This is a genomic window from Methanosalsum zhilinae DSM 4017 (assembly GCF_000217995.1).
In the GTDB taxonomy this organism is placed as follows: domain Archaea; phylum Halobacteriota; class Methanosarcinia; order Methanosarcinales; family Methanosarcinaceae; genus Methanosalsum; species Methanosalsum zhilinae.
Map to the genome: position 1 here is coordinate 302374 of NC_015676.1, position 18287 is coordinate 320660.

The following is an 18287-nucleotide window of genomic DNA, read 5'->3' on the forward strand; positions in this document are numbered from 1 at the left end:
GGAGGGTCTACAAATGGGTTCACCACTGATTGTTGTAAATTTTAAAACTTATTTAGAAGGAACAGGAGAAAGGTCCGTGGATATTGCACGTGCCTGCAGAGACGTTGCAGAGGATTCTGGTGTGGATATAGCGGTTGCGCCCCAGATGTGTGATATATACCGGGTAGCATCCATGGTTGATATTCCGGTCTATTCCCAGCATGTAGATGGTATTGGGGCAGGAAGTTTTACAGGTCATGCTTTTGCTCCTGCTATCAAGGAAGCAGGTGCATCAGGAACACTGATTAATCATTCAGAAAATCGTCTCACTCTTGCAGACATTGAAGCTGCTATCCAGGCATCAAAGGCAGTAGGACTTAAGACGATTGTATGTACCAACAACATACCTACAAGTGCAGCCGCAGCAGCCCTGTCTCCAGATTATGTGGCAGTGGAGCCTCCTGAGCTGATAGGTAGCGGAATACCGGTATCTGAAGCTGATCCTGATGTGGTCAAGGGATCTGTGGAAGCTGTAATGAACATAGATTCTGGAGTAAGTGTACTGTGCGGTGCGGGAATCTCTAAAGGAAAGGATTTAAAGGCAGCTCTTGATCTTGGTTCCAAGGGTGTTTTACTGGCATCGGGCATTGTGAAATCAGAGGATCCCCGATCAGCCATGGAAGATCTGATAAGTCTGATCTAAAAGAGTTAACAGAGGAATCAGCTTCTCAGTTTACATCCCAGACCTTCCAGAAGTTCCCTTATATTATTCTGTACTTTGCCGGGATCAAGGTCTCCCTGAATGGTAATTCTGTATGCAACGCTTAACAGATCCGTATCCTCAAGACCGGTATAAGTATCGATGATATTGGTTGCGATAATCCCTTCAATACCAGAGATCACAGTATTTATTATATCAGGATCTGCACCTGGAGGTATCAGTACTGAAATATCCCTCCTGAAGTGCTGAAGATTTTCCTTTTTCCACTCAAGGAGTTCATTGTCTGTCAGAAGCCTGATGTTTTCTATTTTTAGCTTGATCTCTTTTTTGCCCCTTAAAAGTATAATTTCTCTTGGTGTTACTTTTTTTACAATACCCACATGTGTTATATTGGAATAGAGGTGCAAGAATCCTTTTTCTTTTCCAAGTGAGTCAATGATTTTATCAAATTCAGATATTTTTGAATTGATAAGCTTATCTGACCTTCGCATTGCAGATGAGGTATCTCCAAAATGGGTAGCTGCAGCTTTCATATTTTGAGTAAAGTCTTCCATGTCATGCCGGCGTACAATATCAGATATATGGCGACATTGTTCTATAAATGCTTCATGTACTCTCAGTACCTCTGGATTTTCCATCTGTATCATTGCATAGAGATAAGGGTTCTGATCAAGTATTCTGCCAACAAAATCTACCATAATCTCATAAACAGGGCTCATGAACCTGCGTGATCTGGCTACATCAAAATCGATCTGCATGAAAGTTGTTCCAATTGCAATATATGCAAAATGGGTCAGTCCCTGAATAACAGATACCATCAGGTCATGCTCTCCAGCATCAACTATTTCAATATGGGCTCCATTTTCCTCAAAGACCGATCTTATAAATGGGTGCCATTTTCTGCAGCGTTTAGTGGGTGGTGTTAATATTATTATCTGTCCGTGAAGACTGGATACTGATGGTCCAAACATGGGATGTGTTCCAATAACTTCAACACCTGGCGGAGCATGGCTTAGCATTGCTTCCAGTGGCTTTACTTTAAGAGATGTAAAATCCATAAGAAGACTGCCGCTTTTCATTTTTGGTGCCGTTTCAGCTATCATCTTTTCTGTTATATTGATCGGCACTGAAATAATCACAATATCACTTCTTGCAACAGCACTATCCAGATCCATTGCAAATCTGACTCCCATCTTTTCTGCAATGTCGACTCTTTGACTCTTACCCCAGACCGTAACATTAAATCCATTTCTATTAAAAAAAGGAGCGAACCACTGTCCCATTTCACCGGTACCTCCAATGATTAGGACTTCCAGTTCCCTGCAACTCAACGTCCCAGCCCCTCAAGAACTGCTTGTTTCATTATATTCACAGGTGGTCGGATATCTGTCCAGATCTCAAACGCCTCAGCTCCCTGGTACACCAGCATCATGACACCATTAATAGCATTTGAGCCTGCTTTCTTTGCTTCTTTTAGCAGTTTTGTTTCAAGAGGGTTGTATACAATATCAAAAACTGTAAGATCAGGATGCATCATATCTGCTGTGGCGATCGTATCATCAACTGCAGGATACATTCCTACAGTAGTTGTATTGATCAGTATGTCTGCTTCTTTGATCAGGTTTTTGAGATCCTCCAGTCCTGCACCTTTGGCTCTGCCTACTTCATTGACTTCTTCTGCAAGTTTTAGTGCACGTTCCTGTGTACGGTTTGCTATAGTGATATGTGCACCTTCAGACGCCAGCTGGAAACTGATGGCCCTTGCAGCTCCTCCTGCCCCTACAATCAGTACACTGGCATTTCTGATATCAATACCTGAATCCAGGAGTGTTCGCAGTGCGCCAATACCATCTGTATTGTAGCCAGTAATTCCTTCCCTGAAATCAATTGTGTTGACTGCACCGATTTTTGCTGCAAGGGGATCAGGCCTGATGAATTCCAGAGCTTTTTCTTTGTGTGGTACAGTAAGATTTACTCCTCCAAACCCCATGGCCTTTGCACCATAGATCGCATCCCTTAAATCACTGGATTTTACCTGGAAAGCATGGTATACTCCATTGAATCCAAGTTCCAGCATTGCAGCATTGTGCATCATGGGTGAGAGTGAGTGTTTAACAGGATCTCCAAAGACTGCAAATACCTTCATTACAGTATCAGCTCCATTGTGGATCTTAATTCATCAATGCGCATCTGACCAGGTGCTGTGGGAGTGCCCACATATCCGTATGTCATAACAGAACCATAGAATGGTGCAATTACTCTCGTATGCTTCCCGATCTTTCCCATTGATATTGTGCAGACAGGTTTCTGCGAGTTAAGGGTAACCTGAAGAAGATCAAGAACATCTCTTTTTGATACTGGAGTCACTGCGATCTTGGCAATGTCCGCACCTCTGGAAAATGCACTGTCAATAATCTCTTCTATTCTGGCTGTATCAGGAGTTGAACTGAAGTTATGATATGATATGATTGCTGTACAATTGTTATCCTTTGTCATTTCAATGGCATTGGAAAGGACTGTCTTATCAGTTGAAAGTTCAATATCGATTGCATCTACATATGGTGCCACATTCTCAAGCAGTTCAATTCTTTTATGTTCACTGCTATTCCACTTACCACCATCAATGTGTATCCGATTGGTTGCAATACATTGCAGTCCTGTATCCAATTTGATACTGCGTATCAGCTCAATGAGATCATCAGGTATGGGATCTTCTATCAGATCAATGCGTAATTCTATAATATCAGCTCCCATATCCTTTGCTCTGATCGAATCCTCGTATGCATTATCTGAAACGGATGCAACAATTGCAGTAAAGTTTGATGAATCGGGGCCTATTATGGATATCATATCTGTCATCCTGATCATTTTTCAATTATCGATTCCTCAATCTTCATTCCAAAATGCCTGCCAGAATCTTCCACGTATACCATCACTTCATCCCCTTTCTTAAGTTCAGCAACTGAGATGGACCTTCCATCCTTACCCACAAGTTTGATCGTCTCTGCATTCTGAATTATAGTTTTTATAACCTTTTCATCAACCTCTGCTTCTACAAGCATCAAAGGACGCTTCTCTATCTTCACCCGGCCAACAACACCTTCTCTAAGATTTCCTTCATGATCCACAATTGTTACCTTATCTCCACCTTCAATCTCTGAAAGATATCTTGTCCTATCTCCAATTCTCACATAGGCATGTACTGCACCTGCATTTACCCTGAAAGGCCTTGAAGCTACATAGGGGCTTTCTTCAGATTCAGATTGAATAAGGAACAGTCCCTCTGACTGGGATCCGACAAGCATTCCTTCACCAGGTTTCATCAGATTGCAGGTATCCACACATACTCTGTCTCCCATTCCCACAGGTTCCACTCTTCTAATCAGTGCCGGTTTCAGGTTCAATTTGCCGGCACTTATCTTTTCTGCGACTGATACTGTATTTTTTATCTGATCAGGGTTGTCAGTGTCCAGCAAGACCCCATCGGCACCATGCTCCATGGTCTCAAAAGCAAGCTTTGCCTCTTCCCAATCCTTAACGCCTGATATTATTGAAACATTTTTCTCATGCAGACCTGCTATCAGGTTCTCAAGGGGAATTACTTTCCAGTCAGTTCCTATGACTATTATATAATCACATACCTCTCCCAGTTCGGCTGCAAACATTTCATACTTCTTATCCCGAATGATCACATACCCTGCAACTTTTACTCCTTTCTCCCTGAGTCTGGCGGCATTACTTATATCAAGTGAACCGGAAAAATCCGCTGGAAGGGGTCTTGTTCCGTCGCCTTCACTGTTTTTTCCAATCACCACAATATCGCCATTCTCCTTTGTATCACTCCCAAAAGCTGCGATTCTGATATCTCCAAGTTCCCTGACCTTATCCACATCCCGTGAATCAACAAGTACACAGTCAACACCCGATTCCAGACCAGTTGTTATTCTGGACTTACGGGTCTCCCATCTGTCATCATCGGCTTTTATCCACACTTCTTTATTATTCATATGCTCACAGAACCTCTATTTTTTTAGCAAATATAGATATTTCTTGAATCATATGAACATTTCCAGAGCCTCTTCAACTGAACTGTTCCTGTGAACTATCTGGCTGATAGCCTTTGCCATCTGGGTAGGATTTTGATGCTGGAATACATTTCTTCCAATGGCAACTCCTCTGGCCCCGGAATCAATGGCACCCCTGACCATTTCCAGAAATTCCCTGTCAGTATTGGTCTTTGGTCCACCTGCAATAACTATTGGTACAGGGCATCCTTCTACAACCTGCTTGAATGAATCCGGGTCCCCTGTGTAGAGTGTTTTGATCACATCGGATCCCAGCTCTGCACCTGCCCTTGCCACGTGTGCAACCAGTTCAGGATCATGGGGATTTACTATGTTCTTTCCACGGGGGTACATCATTGACAGAAGTGGCATTCCCCATTCATCACATTGCTGGGCTACAGCACCCAGTTTATGCAACTGATCAGCTTCGGTCTCAGAGCCGACATTGATGTGGATCGACACTGCATCTGCCCCCATCTGGACTGCTTCTTTTACAGTACATACCTGAACTTTATTGTTTGGATCAGGCCCAAGTGATGTGGATGCACTCATATGGACTATCAGTCCTATATCATGCCCATATCCTCTATGGCCATGGGTTATCATCCCTTTTTGCATCAGAACGGCATCTGCTCCGCCATCAGCTACCTTATTGATAGACTCGGCTATGTTTATCAGGCCATTTATAGGCCCGTCTGATATACCATGATCCATTGGAATGATGAACATGTTTCTGCTGTCCCGGTGCATTATTCGCTCTATTCTGATCTTTTTTCCTATTTCTGTCATGATTTATGCCCCACAAAATCGTGTTACCATGTGACATAGTAGCACGCTAAATTATTTAAAACTATCTGTTTTGAGAATTATCGTGATCAACTGGTAAGGCACTTTCTACATAAGATTCAGGCATGAGATGTAGTTCTATCACTCTTTTTCAATATCAGTCAGAACAATCTTATAGTACTGCTCTCCTTTTTTGGATACCGGGACCACATATCCAAGTCCCTCAAGCTGTGAAAGTATAACTTCCAGTTCATCATGATCAATACCGGTGGTTTCTGAAAGCCTTTCAGCAGTTGTTTCTTTCTCTTTTATCAGCTCTCTCATAACCCTGTCTTTTTCTGAGGTAAATCCTGAAGTGTAGGGCTCATAGGCTCTGCCATGTGCAGGTGTGGCAGAACCTGTCAAAATTCCTGTATATTCGCGGAACTGCTTTCCTATTTTCATTCCGCTGTCTGTAATAGAATATTCCCTGAGGCTCTTGTCATGTCCACTGCCACGTATCTTGAGTACCAGAAGGGCTTTTTTCATTTCAGATTCAATTTCAACGTATCTGAGAAGTATAACGACATCCATCACCATTGAGAGAGCAATATGGGATACCTGCAGATTTCCGGTTATATTTTCAATTTCACTTGTAAAACAGGATGTGATTTTTTTATTCTTAAAATTCCTGATAAGGTTGTATATGTGTTCTTTCTTATCGATATTTCTCTCAAATGCATAATCAAAACCAGAGATATCGTCTACAAATACTCGCTGGACCCCGATCTCCTCTATCAGCTTGTTTATATGGAGGGTGTGTTTGTTTGGATATACATCAGAAGGAGGGGTAAAGAGAATCCTTACCTGGTCTTCCTTCTCCATTTTTTCAAGGTCCCAGCCAAAACTTTTGCTATACTGGTACAGTTCTTCTGGAGTCTCTTCAAAACTGATGATAAGACCTGGCTCACCATTGATTGCACCGTCCATGATAAAGTGGAGCCCAAATATGGTTTTTCCTGTACCTGCACTGCCTGCAACCAGTATGGATGATCCCTTCAAAATACCTCCTGCCAGTATAGTATCCAGTTTTTCAATACTGGATTTGAGTCTCTCTCTTTCTGGTTTGAGAGAAATTTTTTCTGGAATGCAGATCGGGTATAGTTTTACTCCACTATCCTTGATCTCAAATGTATGTTCTCCTTCAGTAAATCCCAGACCGCTCATTTTAAGGATCTCAAGGTTTCGCATGGTTCTAAACCGGGTTGTTGTCTGTGAAAGATATAAGATGTTATCTACAATGTCATTGATAACAGATGTATGTATTTCATCCAGAAGTAACGTACCTGTAAGATAGACTATGCAGTTCCATTCTCCAATGGCAGAACTGAGGGAGTACATGAACCTGCGCCGCTCTGAATCAGGAAAACTGTATCCAAGAGGGGTGATGGGATCGATCATCACTCTGTCTGGACCCATGGAAGTAACCACATTACCCAGCTCCACAAGCATGGTCAGGGGGTCTCTTTCAGCCATACTGGTATCAAATACATGCACATTTACCGTATCTTCAAAAAATTTGAACCTGGATAACATTTCTTTTACGTTCTGTTTCGATTTTGGTGTAATTGCAACATAGAGCACCTTTTCATTGTTCCTTGCAGCCATGCATAAACTCTGCAGACCCAGTGTTGTTCTGCCTGTGCCAGCTGTACCTGCGATCAGGGTCGTGGACGGCCTGATCATCCCTCCTCCCAGAACCTCATCAAGATTTTCAATATATGTTGATTTTATTTCCATTAACATATTCCCCATCAAAGGACTCAATATTACTTTTGGATTATATGCAGATAATGTGATTTAAATGTTAAATGTTTCCTGGATAGTATTTTTTCCATAGTATATTTGAACCTGAATAGACGCTTCTGTAAAGAGCTGCAGGATTCACGAAATATATTTATATGCAAATATTATATGGATAACGGCAGCTAATTAATTTTTGTTTCAGGGATTGTATATATGAACAGACTGAAAATACTGGTTATAAACAACTATGGACAATTCTGTCATCTGATCCACAGAACGGTTCGGGATTTTGATATGGATACAAAGATCATATCCAATACCACTCCCATAGATCAGATACTTGAGGAAGAGCCGGATGGACTGATTCTCAGCGGTGGCCCTTCAATGGAGCGAACAGGACTTTGCATGGAGTATCTGGAATATATTGATCGCCCGGTTCTGGGAATATGTCTTGGTCATCAATTGATCTCCAGAAAATTTGGCGGAGACTACGGTCCAGGCAAACATGGGGGATATGCGGCAATTGAGGTTGAGATTATTGAGGAAGATGATATTCTAAAGGGCATGTCCCCTTCTATTTCTGCCTGGGCCTCACATGCAGATGAGGTGACTGACATGCCTGGTAATTTTATCCATCTTGCCCGTTCCAATATATGTGAGATCGAAGCAATGAAACATCCTTCCCGGCCGATTTATGGAATTCAGTGGCATCCAGAAGTATCCCATACAGAAAAAGGAGATGAACTGTTCACCAACTTTTTTGATGTATGCAGTAATTACTGAAAAAAGATATATGAAAATAAATGGCAAGTTGGGGAAATATGATTCTACAATATGGCTGAAATTCAATAAAGTTATTACATTCCCATCTTTTTCATTATTTTCTGCATATTGAATTTACCGCCCCTCATTCCCTTCATTGCATTCTGCATCATCTTGTGATACTTGAGAAGTTCACGTACATCTTCTGGACTATTTCCTGATCCTCTTGATATTCTCTTAATTCGTGAGCTGCCGATAAGGCGTGGATTGAGCATTTCCTCTTCGGTCATTGAATCCATGATTATCCTGTATCTTGTAAGTTTGTCCCCTGTGACCTGGTAGGCGTCTTCAGGAATCTTTGCTCCCAGCCCGCCAAGGGGAAGCATCTGCATTATCTGTTTCATGGGACCCATCTTATTCAGTGCTTCCATCTGCTTGTACATGTCCTTGAGGGTGAACCTTCCCTTCATCATTGCTTCCATGTCAAGTTCATCCTTGTCCAGGGATTCTTCAGCCTTTTCCAGAAGCGTTTTGATATCTCCCATTCCAAGCAGGCGAGATATGAATCTGTCAGGTTCAAACTTTTCAAGATCTTCTGGTGTCTCTCCTGTTCCTATGAATGCTATGGATGAATTTGTCTCAGATACTGCTGAAAGTGCACCTCCACCCTTTGCTGTACCATCAAGTTTGGTTATGATAACTCCAGATATGCCGATAGATTCGTTAAAAGCACGAGCCTGTTCACTGGCCTGCTGACCTATTGCTGCATCCAGTACCAGCAGTTTGTAGTCAGGATCGCAGATAGCATGTATGTCTTCCATCTCTTTGATAAGGTCCTTCTCCAGAGCATGGCGACCTGCAGTGTCAATAATTTTTATATCATATTTTTCAAACTCTTTTAGTCCCCTTTTAACAATACCCACTGCATCTTCATTTCCTTCTTCCCCGTAAAATGCAACGTTAAGTCTCTCACATAATGTCTTAAGCTGCTGATAGGCGCCTGGTCTGAATGTGTCTGCGCAGATCACGGCAGGCCTGAGTCCCTTTTTCTGGAAGTAGCGGGCAAGCTTGGAAGTGGTTGTGGTCTTTCCGCTACCCTGAAGGCCTATCATCATTATCTTCTGTGGCTTTAATGGAATATCGGTTCCTTTGCCAATTATGCTGGTAAGTTCCTGATAGACTATCCTGATTACATGTTCCCTGGGATTCATACCCTTTGGAACCTCTTCTTTCAGGGCACGCTCCTTAATGTGCTTTGACATTGTCATGACCATTTTGACATTGACATCTGACTGGAGCAGTGCTCTCTGAATGTCCTTGACCACATCGTTGACAGTTTTTTCATCGATACGGCCGGAACTGACCAGCTTTTTTATTGCATCCTGAAGGGAACTTCCAAGTTTATCCATGACCATGGGTATCGTCCTTTGAGTTTATGTGAACTTTAATCTAAATATAATTCATGCTCTATAAAAACATCATGCTGAATTAAGTAATTTTCGAGACAAAAAAAGTTATTTGATTTAATTATTGAATAGCGGGGGATGGATTCGAACCATCGGTCTACGGGTTATGAGCCCGTCGGGATCTCCTGGCTACCCCACCCCGCTTCAATCATCAGGTATGTGGGATACGAAGTCCTATAATGATATAGCTTCATATAAAGCTTGCGTATGATCTGGCATATATCTGGTTTATAATAATAAATTATATAAATTAAAGAAGGTTCAATCTATTCAGATCGAATTTTAGAACTTAGATTTTAGAAATTACAGGAGTTTTCCAATTGACATTGCCGGATGAATTCAAATGTGTCGTCACAACATGGGATTATATATATTCACTCTGCAGGAATGTTGCAAATGATGTAAAGGAATCGGGGTATGAACCGGATATTATCATTGCTCTTGCCAGAGGAGGCTGGTTTGCCGGAAGGGTTATGTGTGATTTTCTGGGTCTGGATGACCTCTCAAGCCTTAAGGTAGAACATTATGTGGGAACTGCTGTCGCAGGAGATGAACCATACATAAGGTATCCTCTGGCAGGTTCTGTTGTAAAGGGGAAGAATGTTCTGATAGTGGATGACATTGTAGACACAGGCAAGAGTATGGTGCATGCAATGGAATATGTTTATGGGCAGGATCCATGCAATGTTAAGACCTCTTCTCTGCAGTATCTTAAGAGTTCAAAGATAAAACCTGATTACTGTGGTGAGATCTTACAGGACTGGGCATGGATTGTCTATCCCTGGAACTTTATTGAAGATATGACAGATATTGTTTTTGAACTGATGCTCAGGGAAAAGAGGGATGCATGGAGCATCCGGGATGTCAGAAACTGCCTGTATAGATATCATTCTATTGACCCCATCTCATTTGAGATTGCCCAGCCCGGCAGGATGAAAGAAATAATGGAAGAGCTTGAATGGACTGGCAAGGCAGTGTCATTCATGGATAACAATGCAAAATTCTGGAAACTGGCTGAATCACCTTAATGAGGTATTGAATTATGAATTCACATGCAGATATTGCAATAATTGGCGGCAGTGGAATATATGATGTAACCCTGTTTGAAGATCCACAGGAGATAAGGGTGGAAACTCCCTTTGGCCTTCCTTCAGATGATATCATGGTGGGTGAATATGACGGCACAAAAATATGTTTTCTGGCGCGTCATGGAAAAGGACACAGGATATCTCCTTCAGATCTCAATTACCGGGCAAATATCTATGCCCTGAAAAAACTGGGTGTCAGCAAGATAATCGCAGCCTCTGCAGTCGGAAGTCTGAACAGGGATATTGCACCACTGGATATAGTGATCCCTGATCAGCTGTATGATCGCACGAATTCCAGAAAAAACACTTTTTTTGAAAATGGAATTGTTGTGCACATGGGCTTTGCAGATCCTTTTTGTCCTGGCATGTCTGAGATACTTTATGATGTAATGATGTCCAGGGGGTATACTGCCCATAAAGGTGGAACCTACGTATGCATTGAAGGACCTCAGTTTTCAACCCGGGCAGAGTCCAGAGTATATCAGTCACTTGGATTTGATATTATCGGGATGACTGCACTGCCCGAAGCAAAGCTTGCAAGAGAAGCGGAAATGTGCTATTCAATGATATCCACGGTAACTGATTATGATGTATGGCGAGATGAGGAAGTAAATATTGCCTCTATAATGGAAAATGTTGCAAAGAATACAGAAGCTGTAAAGGATATCATAGCTTCTTCTATAGACGGAATTCAGGATATTCAGGAATGTACCTGCCAGAGCGCGCTGGATGGAGCTATAACCACTGATAGGAGTCTGATCTCCTATGAAACCTCTCGCAGGCTTGATCTTTTGTTAGGAAAATATATGGAGGAATAATATTTCCTCTATAGTGTCAGTTCCTTTCTGATAGATCTGGATGGATTTGATGAAATGATCGCTGCGCAATGTGATGAGTATAGCCGTACTACCCCTTCCCCCATAGCCAGTACACATTGCGCAAAATAAATTCTAAATTCTATGTTTAAATGGATATCTATTATGGTTCGCGCTGTTAATTGGTTCTGGTTTGCATTTGTTATATTGGATGAATGAAAGAAGAGTTTATATTATAATTTTGTAAATATTTCAGGTATATGAAGATTTTAATGGTATGAAGAGCAAACGTTATCTTATCTTCCTGATACTTTTTTCTAATTTTTATAAGATAAATATTTAAGCCAGCAGATTATAATAAGAATTAAGGTGGTGGGGAACCTGATGAATAATGCTAGAAAAACTCGTTTAGTCATAACTTTATCTATTATTACCGGATTAATGATAATTTTATCAGCAGCAGTGGTGGCTGCAGATAATGATCTTTTGATAGAGAAATCGGTGAAACCGGGAAATGAAGATGTTTTCAATTCCATTGGAGCCGGTTCTGTTTATGATGATAGTTTTTTCAATTTTTTTAAAAATGTTTTAGATCGGAACAGAGAAGATAATTCTGAATTTGGTGTTGCTTCTCAAAACGATATGGTTAGAGACTATGACTGTGATCAGCTTGTATCCAGGGCAAAACAGGGTGATTCCCAGTCAATTGAAGTTTTGATCTCATATCTCTCACAGGATGACGAAGAAATGCGCAGATGTGCCAGCCAGGCGCTTGTTGATGTTGGCACTCCTGCAGTAAATCCTTTAATAAGGGCATTAAACGAAAGTGATGTCTATACCAGATGGTATATCGAAGAAACTCTTATACGGATAGGGTCTCCCTCGGTATTGCCACTGATATCATCTCTGGATCATGAAAACCCTTCTGTGAAATGCAGCAGTATTGAAGTACTTGGTCGCATTGGTGATCGTCGTGCAGTCTCACCTATCATTGGAACCCTTTCTGATGATGACGCTGGCGTGCGGAGATGCTCTGTTGAGGCCCTTGGTCGTATTGGCGATTCCCGTGCTGTACCTCCATTAATTGATTCTCTCTCTGATGATGATGCTGGTGTTAGGAGCAGTTCTGCCGAGGCCCTTGGTCGTATTGGCGATTCCCGTGCTGTACCCCCATTAATTGATTCTCTCTCTGATGAGGATCGTGACGTAAGGGTCAAAGCAATACATTCTCTCACAGAGTTCAGGGATTCCAGGGCTGTGGAGCCACTTATTCAAAAAATGGGGGATCGCGATGAATATGTCAGGAAAAGTGCTGTTGAGGCTTTTGGGTCCATTAGAAATGAAATGGCTGCCATTCCCCTTATGCGTGCTTTGAAAGACGACGATGACAATGTGCGCAAAAGTGCTGTAGAGATACTGGGTAAAAATCAGGAGGCAAGAGCAGCCCGGGACATCGTTGATCTGCTTGATGACAGTAGTGGGGATGTGAGGAAAAGTGCATCCAATGCTCTTGTGGCAATCGGTGAACCCTCAGTAGAACCTCTTGTAAGGTCAATGAATAACAGAGACGATAACTTCAGGGATGAAGCTGTTTCCATAATGATACAGATTGGCGATCCTGCAGTTGATCCGCTGATCGAGTCACTGGGCAGTGAAGATAAAAGAGTCCAGTTGGGTATAATGTATGCACTGGGAGATATTGGAAATGACAGGGCAGTTATGCCGCTTATAGAGCTTCTTGGTAAAGAGGATACAGATGTCAGGATCGCAGCTGCAGATTCACTCAGCAGGATAGGAGATCCTGCAGTTGATCCTTTAATATCTGTACTTGACTTAGGAACTGACATTGATACTAATACCAGGAAAGCCGCACAGTTTGCACTCCTTGAGATCGGTAATGAAAGTGCAAGTGATACTCTTATAAGATCATTTGATCTGATGGATGATCAGGTCCATGGCTTAACAGATACTCCCATTGAACCTGAATTTAAAAAACCACAGATAACTTCTATCGAATGGATATTGGATCGTGAAGAAGAACAGGTTCGCAAAAGTACTGCAGCTGCACTTAATGAAATTGATGAACCTGATGCAAAAGCTCTTGCCCAGGCTCTGAATAGCGGTAGTAGAAGTTCAATTATAACGACTGCACACCGGATCGTCCAGCATTCCAACGATAAAGAGGGACTTGATAACATCAATGAAGCCCTTAGGAATGAAAAGGGTCATGTACGCATCAGTGCAATATTGATACTGGAAGAAATTGGATACAGGGGATCTGAAGAATTGTTGATCCACGTGCTGCTGAGGGATAATGATGAGATTAGAAACACCGCTGCATTTGCTCTTGGTGAAATGGGGACCAGTTCATCGACTGAACCTCTTCTTAGAGTGCTTATGAAGGATGACTATGATAATACAAGAAGCAGTGCAGCACTCTCACTTGGTAAAATAGATGATGAAAGGGCCACAGGCCAATTGATCCAGAGATTATCATATGAGAGTGAAGCATCTGTAAGAAGCAGTGCGGCACTCTCACTTGGTATGATCGGAAATGAACAGGCCGTTAAACCGCTTCTGTCGGCTCTGAGTGATTCTGATAGTGAGGTAAGATGGTATGCAGCCATATCTCTTGCAGAACTAAAAGATGAACGTTCCATCACATCTCTTGTCATAGCTCTCAATGATAATGACAAAAATGTAAGGGCCAGTTCGGCTTATGCACTTGGTGAGATCGGTGATGCAAAGGCAACTGAACCATTAATTGAGCTATTAGGTGATAGTGACAGAGATGTGCGTACCAGTGCTGCAGCAGCCCTTGGTAAGATAGGGGACAGGAAGGCAGTATCACCTCTTATCCGTTCCCTTAATGATGCAGATCGGGATGTCCGGATCAATGCCGCAGCATCTCTTGGAATTATCGGCGATGAAAGGGCCGTCAAGCCTCTCATAGATCTGCTGCAGGATTCTGATGATCAGGTCCGAAATTCAGCTTCAAATGCCCTTATAATGATTGGTGAACCTTCGGTGCTCCCCTTGATCGAATCATTTGAATATGGAGATGACAGAACAAGATGGATCACAATAGAAGTGCTAAGTCAGATAGGCGAGCCTGCAGTAAAACCCCTCATAGATTCACTGGAAAATGATGAAATAAAGAGGTATTCTGCCATGGCACTGATCGAAATAGGGGATAAAAGGGCTGCTGAACCGCTGGTCCAGGCATTCAGAAACGAAAGTTTGAAAGATCCTGAAAAATGAGGTGAAGTAAATATGGTCTGTGGCCGAATACACGGCGATCTGGATCACAGGCCATTTCACTTATATCTATATCTACATTTTTAATGGATAATTGTAATAGCCTCAGTAGGTATAGTCTATCTTTCTTGCAGCTGTTTCAATAGCTTCCATCAGACTATCCTTTGGCATGATCGTGGCAACAGGAATATGTATGATTTTTTCAATGGTAGGGCTTACAATAGGTGCACATACCAGTGCTTTTGCACCCTCTCTTTCAGCTCTTACTGCAGCTACAATGGCATCTTCCATAGTGGAAGCAGAATATTCCCGGATGGTCAGGAGTTTTCCTCCAACCTTCCTTTTTGTCTCATTGATATTGTCCAGTACATGGCGGGCTGCAATTATTGCAATAAAATCTCCATGTTCTGGTTCTTCAAGACCTCTGATAGTGTTCACGATATGACGAAGTGTCTTTACATTTGGCTCCCTGGTACCGGAAACTATTTTATAGAGGGTGCTTGCTGAAATTCCTGAAATCTGGGAGAATTCTACCACTGTCATGTTCAGATCATCTTTTATAACTTCTGCGAACGTCTTCTGGAATTCCTCGTCGCTCTTGAATGCGGCATCAATTACCTTGTCGGCAGCTTTCATATAATATCAGTTCCATAAATAATACAAATTTCATAGATCAATATAGGTGTATTTTTATCCATTCTGCTACTATATGCCTGATATAAGCTACAATGGACATTTAAATCTATTTATTTCCCTTTTGTATACTAAATTTAATATTATTAATACTTTTAGGTAATATATTCATTTTTTCCGGAAAATGATATATATTATATTTAATAAACAATATAGTATAAATGATCGAGGTGATCTTATTGAACATTATAGAAACTAAATTTAAAAAAGCCGCAATTATCTCAATTTTAGTGCTTATGGGTGCGGTCTTCCTATCCGGCTGTGCTGCTCTTGATGAAAGAACACTCACTTTTGGCTATCAGCCCAGTACACACCAGGTAGCCTATATGGTAGCTGAGGACAGAGGCTGGTGGCAGGAAGATCTTGCTCCCTATGGAATAGACCGAATCGATGACAGAGAATTTGCAACTGGAGCTCCGGAAATGCAGGCAATGATGGCAGGACATCTTGACGTTGCCTATGTTGGTGCAGCGCCTGTAATTTCTGCACTGGATAAAGGACTTGATGCAAAGATCGTTGCAGGTGTGCAGACCCAGGGCTCAAGTCTTGTGCTTAGCAATGAACTTGCAGAGACCTATAATTCCCCAGAGGATCTGAAGGGTCTAAAGATCGCCACATTCCCACCTGGAACAATCCAGGATACCATAATAAAAACATGGTTAGCGGACAATGGCATTGACCCTCAAAACGACCTTGAGATAGTAGGTATGGGACCTGGTGAAGCTATCACTGCGATATCAGCAGGCCATGTAGATGGTGTATTTCTGCCACATCCTGCTCCATCAATAATTGAGAGTGAAGGCTATGGTTTGACCGTATTAGAATCTGGAGAAATAGCTCCCCACCATGCCTGCTGTGTCCTTGTAGTTTCGGGAGAACTGATACGTGAAGAGCCTGAACTTGTTGAACAGATCGTCAGGACTCATATCAAAGCTACCGAATACATAAAGGATAATCCTGATGAAGCTGCAGAAGTATTCTCACAATACACCGGATGGAGCGTGGCAGATACCAAGAAATCTCTGGAAGAATGGGATGGTGAATGGGTTTCTGATCCAAACATACTGGCAGATTCTACTGTAGCTTATGCCCAGCAGCAATATAATCTGGGATACATAGATACACTTCTAACAGAAGATGATATCTTTGATCTTAGCTTTTATGAAGCCGCAGTGAACTGATCATTCTGTGTAATAAATGATAAGATACATTAATGGTCAGAACACTATAGCTAAGTCTGCGACAGAGGGTACTGGGCTTACCAGGATCCTCTAATCTTTTAATCAATTTCAATGAACAACTACCGGTGACCAGATGATCAGGAATATAGTATCATTTATAAGAAATAGGAATATAGAAATTGCTTCCCTTATAGGTGCAATTGTTCTCTGGCAATTTATTGCAGATGTAATCGTTCAGAGAAAACTATTCCTTCCAAGTTTCACTGATGTGGTATCTTCTTTTTTAAGAGTTGTTGAAACCGGTGTACTGTTCACTGATATTCAGGTCAGTCTGCTACATTTTGGAATCGGTATAGGTTCTGCGTTTTTCATAGGAATTCCAGTAGGTGTTCTCATGGGCTGGTTCAATACAGGAAACCGTATAATGGACCCAATTGTTGAAATATTGCGTCCCATCCCTCCACTTGCATGGATCCCTTTTGCACTGATATGGCTCGGCCTGACTCATACCGCAGCTGGATTTGTGGTTTTTGTTGGTGCAGTTTTTCCGATTGTGATAAATACGTATACAGGCTTTAAGGGTGTTTCAAGAATCTATGTGGAAGCTGCAAAGGTACTGGGCTGTACACGTGACCGTGATCTCATAAGGCATGTAGCTTTTCCTTCAGCAATGCCTTCGATCACTGCCGGAATAAGGATCGGTATGGGTGTTGGATGGATGTGTCTGGTGGCTGCAGAACTATTTGGAGTAAGCAGGTTTGGACTGGGTTATAAAATATGGTTCCATTATTCCCTTCACCAGATGGATTTTGTACTCACCTACATGCTCCTGCTTGGAATGATCGGTCTGTTGATAGATAAAGGATTCAGACGTATAGTGGATGTCTATCTTCTCAAATGGCGCAGGGGAGTTGTAGTATAATGGGCATGCTTGAGATAAAAGTATCAAAAGTATTTGAAAAAGATAAGGATTCCACAATGGCCCTCAAGGATATCAATCTCACAGTAAAGGATGGTGAGTTTGTATGCCTTATCGGTCCATCAGGCTGTGGCAAAACAACACTCTTAAGGCTGGTTGCCGGACTTGAGCCACCTACAAGTGGTGACATCATACTGGATGGGAAAAGGATCATGGGTCCGGATCCCAAAAAAGGTATGGTGTTCCAGGAATACTCACTTTTCCCGTGGAGAAATGTTATCCGGAACGTTTCCTTTGGACTTGAAATGCAGGGTATGGCGAAAGATGAGTCTGAAAAAATAGCAGAAAAATATATCAGGATGGTTGGTCTTGAGCAATTCAAATACAGCTATCCCCATGAACTATCCGGAGGGATGCGTCAGAGAGTTGCGATTGCCAGAGCACTTGCTAATAATCCCAAAATTCTTCTCATGGATGAGCCTTTTGGAGCTCTGGATGCCCAGACCCGAAATGAACTTCAGATTGAACTTCTTGATGTCTGGAAGGAAGAAAATATCACAATACTGTTTGTAACACACAGTGTGGATGAGGCTGTATTTCTGGCAGACCGGATAGCAGTGATGACCTCACGTCCAGGAGAAATTAAAGAGATAATTGATGTGGATATTTCCCGTCCCCGTGAAAGAACAAGCCCGGAAGCAAACCGAATAAGGAACAGGATTCTCAGGTTACTGGAAGAGGAAAGAAAAAGTACAAAAAATGAGTGATAT

General features: G+C 42.0%; 16 protein-coding genes and 1 tRNA gene. 8 read left to right on the top strand and 9 right to left on the bottom strand.

All coding sequences use genetic code 11. The features are described from left to right. Window positions 1-13 precede the first annotated feature (13 nt). The gene (tpiA, locus tag MZHIL_RS01385; RefSeq protein WP_013897579.1) at window positions 14-682 is read left to right on the top strand and encodes a triose-phosphate isomerase; all 669 of its coding nucleotides are present in this window, start codon (window positions 14-16) and stop codon (window positions 680-682) included. A 17-nt stretch (window positions 683-699) separates the two neighbouring features. On the opposite strand, the gene MZHIL_RS01390 is transcribed toward tpiA, so the two are convergent. The 6 genes from MZHIL_RS01390 to MZHIL_RS01415 form a co-directional block, all read right to left on the bottom strand. Beyond that, window positions 700-2031: a prephenate dehydrogenase gene (locus MZHIL_RS01390; protein ID WP_013897580.1), complete on the bottom strand. Its 1332-nt coding sequence runs from the start codon at window positions 2029-2031 to the stop codon at window positions 700-702. Next, window positions 2028-2846 (bottom strand): shikimate dehydrogenase, encoded by an 819-nt coding sequence (gene aroE / locus MZHIL_RS01395; protein WP_013897581.1) that lies wholly within the window; start codon window positions 2844-2846, stop codon window positions 2028-2030. The genes MZHIL_RS01390 and aroE overlap by 4 nt, the downstream gene beginning before the upstream one ends. After that, complete coding sequence (aroD, locus tag MZHIL_RS01400) at window positions 2846-3550, bottom strand: type I 3-dehydroquinate dehydratase (protein ID WP_013897582.1); 705 nt, start codon at window positions 3548-3550, stop codon at window positions 2846-2848. The genes aroE and aroD overlap by 1 nt, the downstream gene beginning before the upstream one ends. A 14-nt stretch (window positions 3551-3564) precedes the next feature. Next, window positions 3565-4707: a 3-dehydroquinate synthase II gene (locus MZHIL_RS01405; protein ID WP_013897583.1), complete on the bottom strand. Its 1143-nt coding sequence runs from the start codon at window positions 4705-4707 to the stop codon at window positions 3565-3567. A 48-nt stretch (window positions 4708-4755) separates the two neighbouring features. Further along, window positions 4756-5553, bottom strand: coding sequence for a 2-amino-3,7-dideoxy-D-threo-hept-6-ulosonate synthase (locus tag MZHIL_RS01410; protein WP_013897584.1), 798 nt, complete (start codon window positions 5551-5553; stop codon window positions 4756-4758). A 138-nt stretch (window positions 5554-5691) separates the two neighbouring features. Next, window positions 5692-7329 carry an ATPase domain-containing protein gene (locus tag MZHIL_RS01415; protein WP_013897585.1) on the bottom strand — a complete coding sequence of 546 codons (1638 nt, stop codon included), beginning with the start codon at window positions 7327-7329 and terminating at the stop codon, window positions 5692-5694. 219 nt (window positions 7330-7548) lie between these two features. Between MZHIL_RS01415 and MZHIL_RS01420 the strand changes: the two genes are divergently transcribed. Further along, a complete protein-coding gene (locus MZHIL_RS01420; RefSeq protein WP_013897586.1) occupies window positions 7549-8118 on the top strand; it encodes a GMP synthase subunit A in 570 nt (189 codons plus the stop codon). A gap of 74 nt (window positions 8119-8192) precedes the next feature. On the opposite strand, the gene MZHIL_RS01425 is transcribed toward MZHIL_RS01420, so the two are convergent. Both MZHIL_RS01425 and MZHIL_RS01430 read right to left on the bottom strand, forming a co-directional pair. Beyond that, on the bottom strand, window positions 8193-9512 hold the full coding sequence (locus tag MZHIL_RS01425) for a signal recognition particle protein Srp54 (protein ID WP_013897587.1): 1320 nt from the start codon (window positions 9510-9512) through the stop codon (window positions 8193-8195). Between the two features lie 120 nt (window positions 9513-9632). Then, window positions 9633-9707: transfer RNA gene (locus tag MZHIL_RS01430), tRNA-Met, on the bottom strand. Between the two features lie 176 nt (window positions 9708-9883). Between MZHIL_RS01430 and MZHIL_RS01435 the strand changes: the two genes are divergently transcribed. From MZHIL_RS01435 to MZHIL_RS01445, 3 genes are all read left to right on the top strand, one after another. Continuing rightward, window positions 9884-10591: a phosphoribosyltransferase gene (locus MZHIL_RS01435; RefSeq protein ID WP_013897588.1), complete on the top strand. Its 708-nt coding sequence runs from the start codon at window positions 9884-9886 to the stop codon at window positions 10589-10591. A 14-nt stretch (window positions 10592-10605) separates the two neighbouring features. After that, window positions 10606-11469 carry an S-methyl-5'-thioadenosine phosphorylase gene (mtnP, locus tag MZHIL_RS01440; protein WP_013897589.1) on the top strand — a complete coding sequence of 288 codons (864 nt, stop codon included), beginning with the start codon at window positions 10606-10608 and terminating at the stop codon, window positions 11467-11469. Window positions 11470-11850: 381 nt separating this feature from the next. After that, window positions 11851-14727: a HEAT repeat domain-containing protein gene (locus MZHIL_RS01445; protein ID WP_013897590.1), complete on the top strand. Its 2877-nt coding sequence runs from the start codon at window positions 11851-11853 to the stop codon at window positions 14725-14727. 102 nt (window positions 14728-14829) lie between these two features. On the opposite strand, the gene MZHIL_RS01450 is transcribed toward MZHIL_RS01445, so the two are convergent. Further along, entirely contained in the window at window positions 14830-15360 is a 531-nt protein-coding gene (locus MZHIL_RS01450; RefSeq protein WP_013897591.1) for a helix-turn-helix domain-containing protein, read from the bottom strand. A 236-nt stretch (window positions 15361-15596) separates the two neighbouring features. Between MZHIL_RS01450 and MZHIL_RS01455 the strand changes: the two genes are divergently transcribed. From MZHIL_RS01455 to MZHIL_RS01465, 3 genes are all read left to right on the top strand, one after another. Then, window positions 15597-16598, top strand: a complete 1002-nt coding sequence (locus MZHIL_RS01455) for an ABC transporter substrate-binding protein (protein WP_013897592.1) — start codon at window positions 15597-15599, stop codon at window positions 16596-16598. 133 nt (window positions 16599-16731) lie between these two features. Beyond that, window positions 16732-17520 (top strand): ABC transporter permease, encoded by a 789-nt coding sequence (locus tag MZHIL_RS01460; RefSeq protein WP_013897593.1) that lies wholly within the window; start codon window positions 16732-16734, stop codon window positions 17518-17520. Continuing rightward, complete coding sequence (locus MZHIL_RS01465; protein WP_013897594.1) at window positions 17520-18284, top strand: ABC transporter ATP-binding protein; 765 nt, start codon at window positions 17520-17522, stop codon at window positions 18282-18284. The genes MZHIL_RS01460 and MZHIL_RS01465 overlap by 1 nt, the downstream gene beginning before the upstream one ends. Window positions 18285-18287 lie beyond the last annotated feature (3 nt).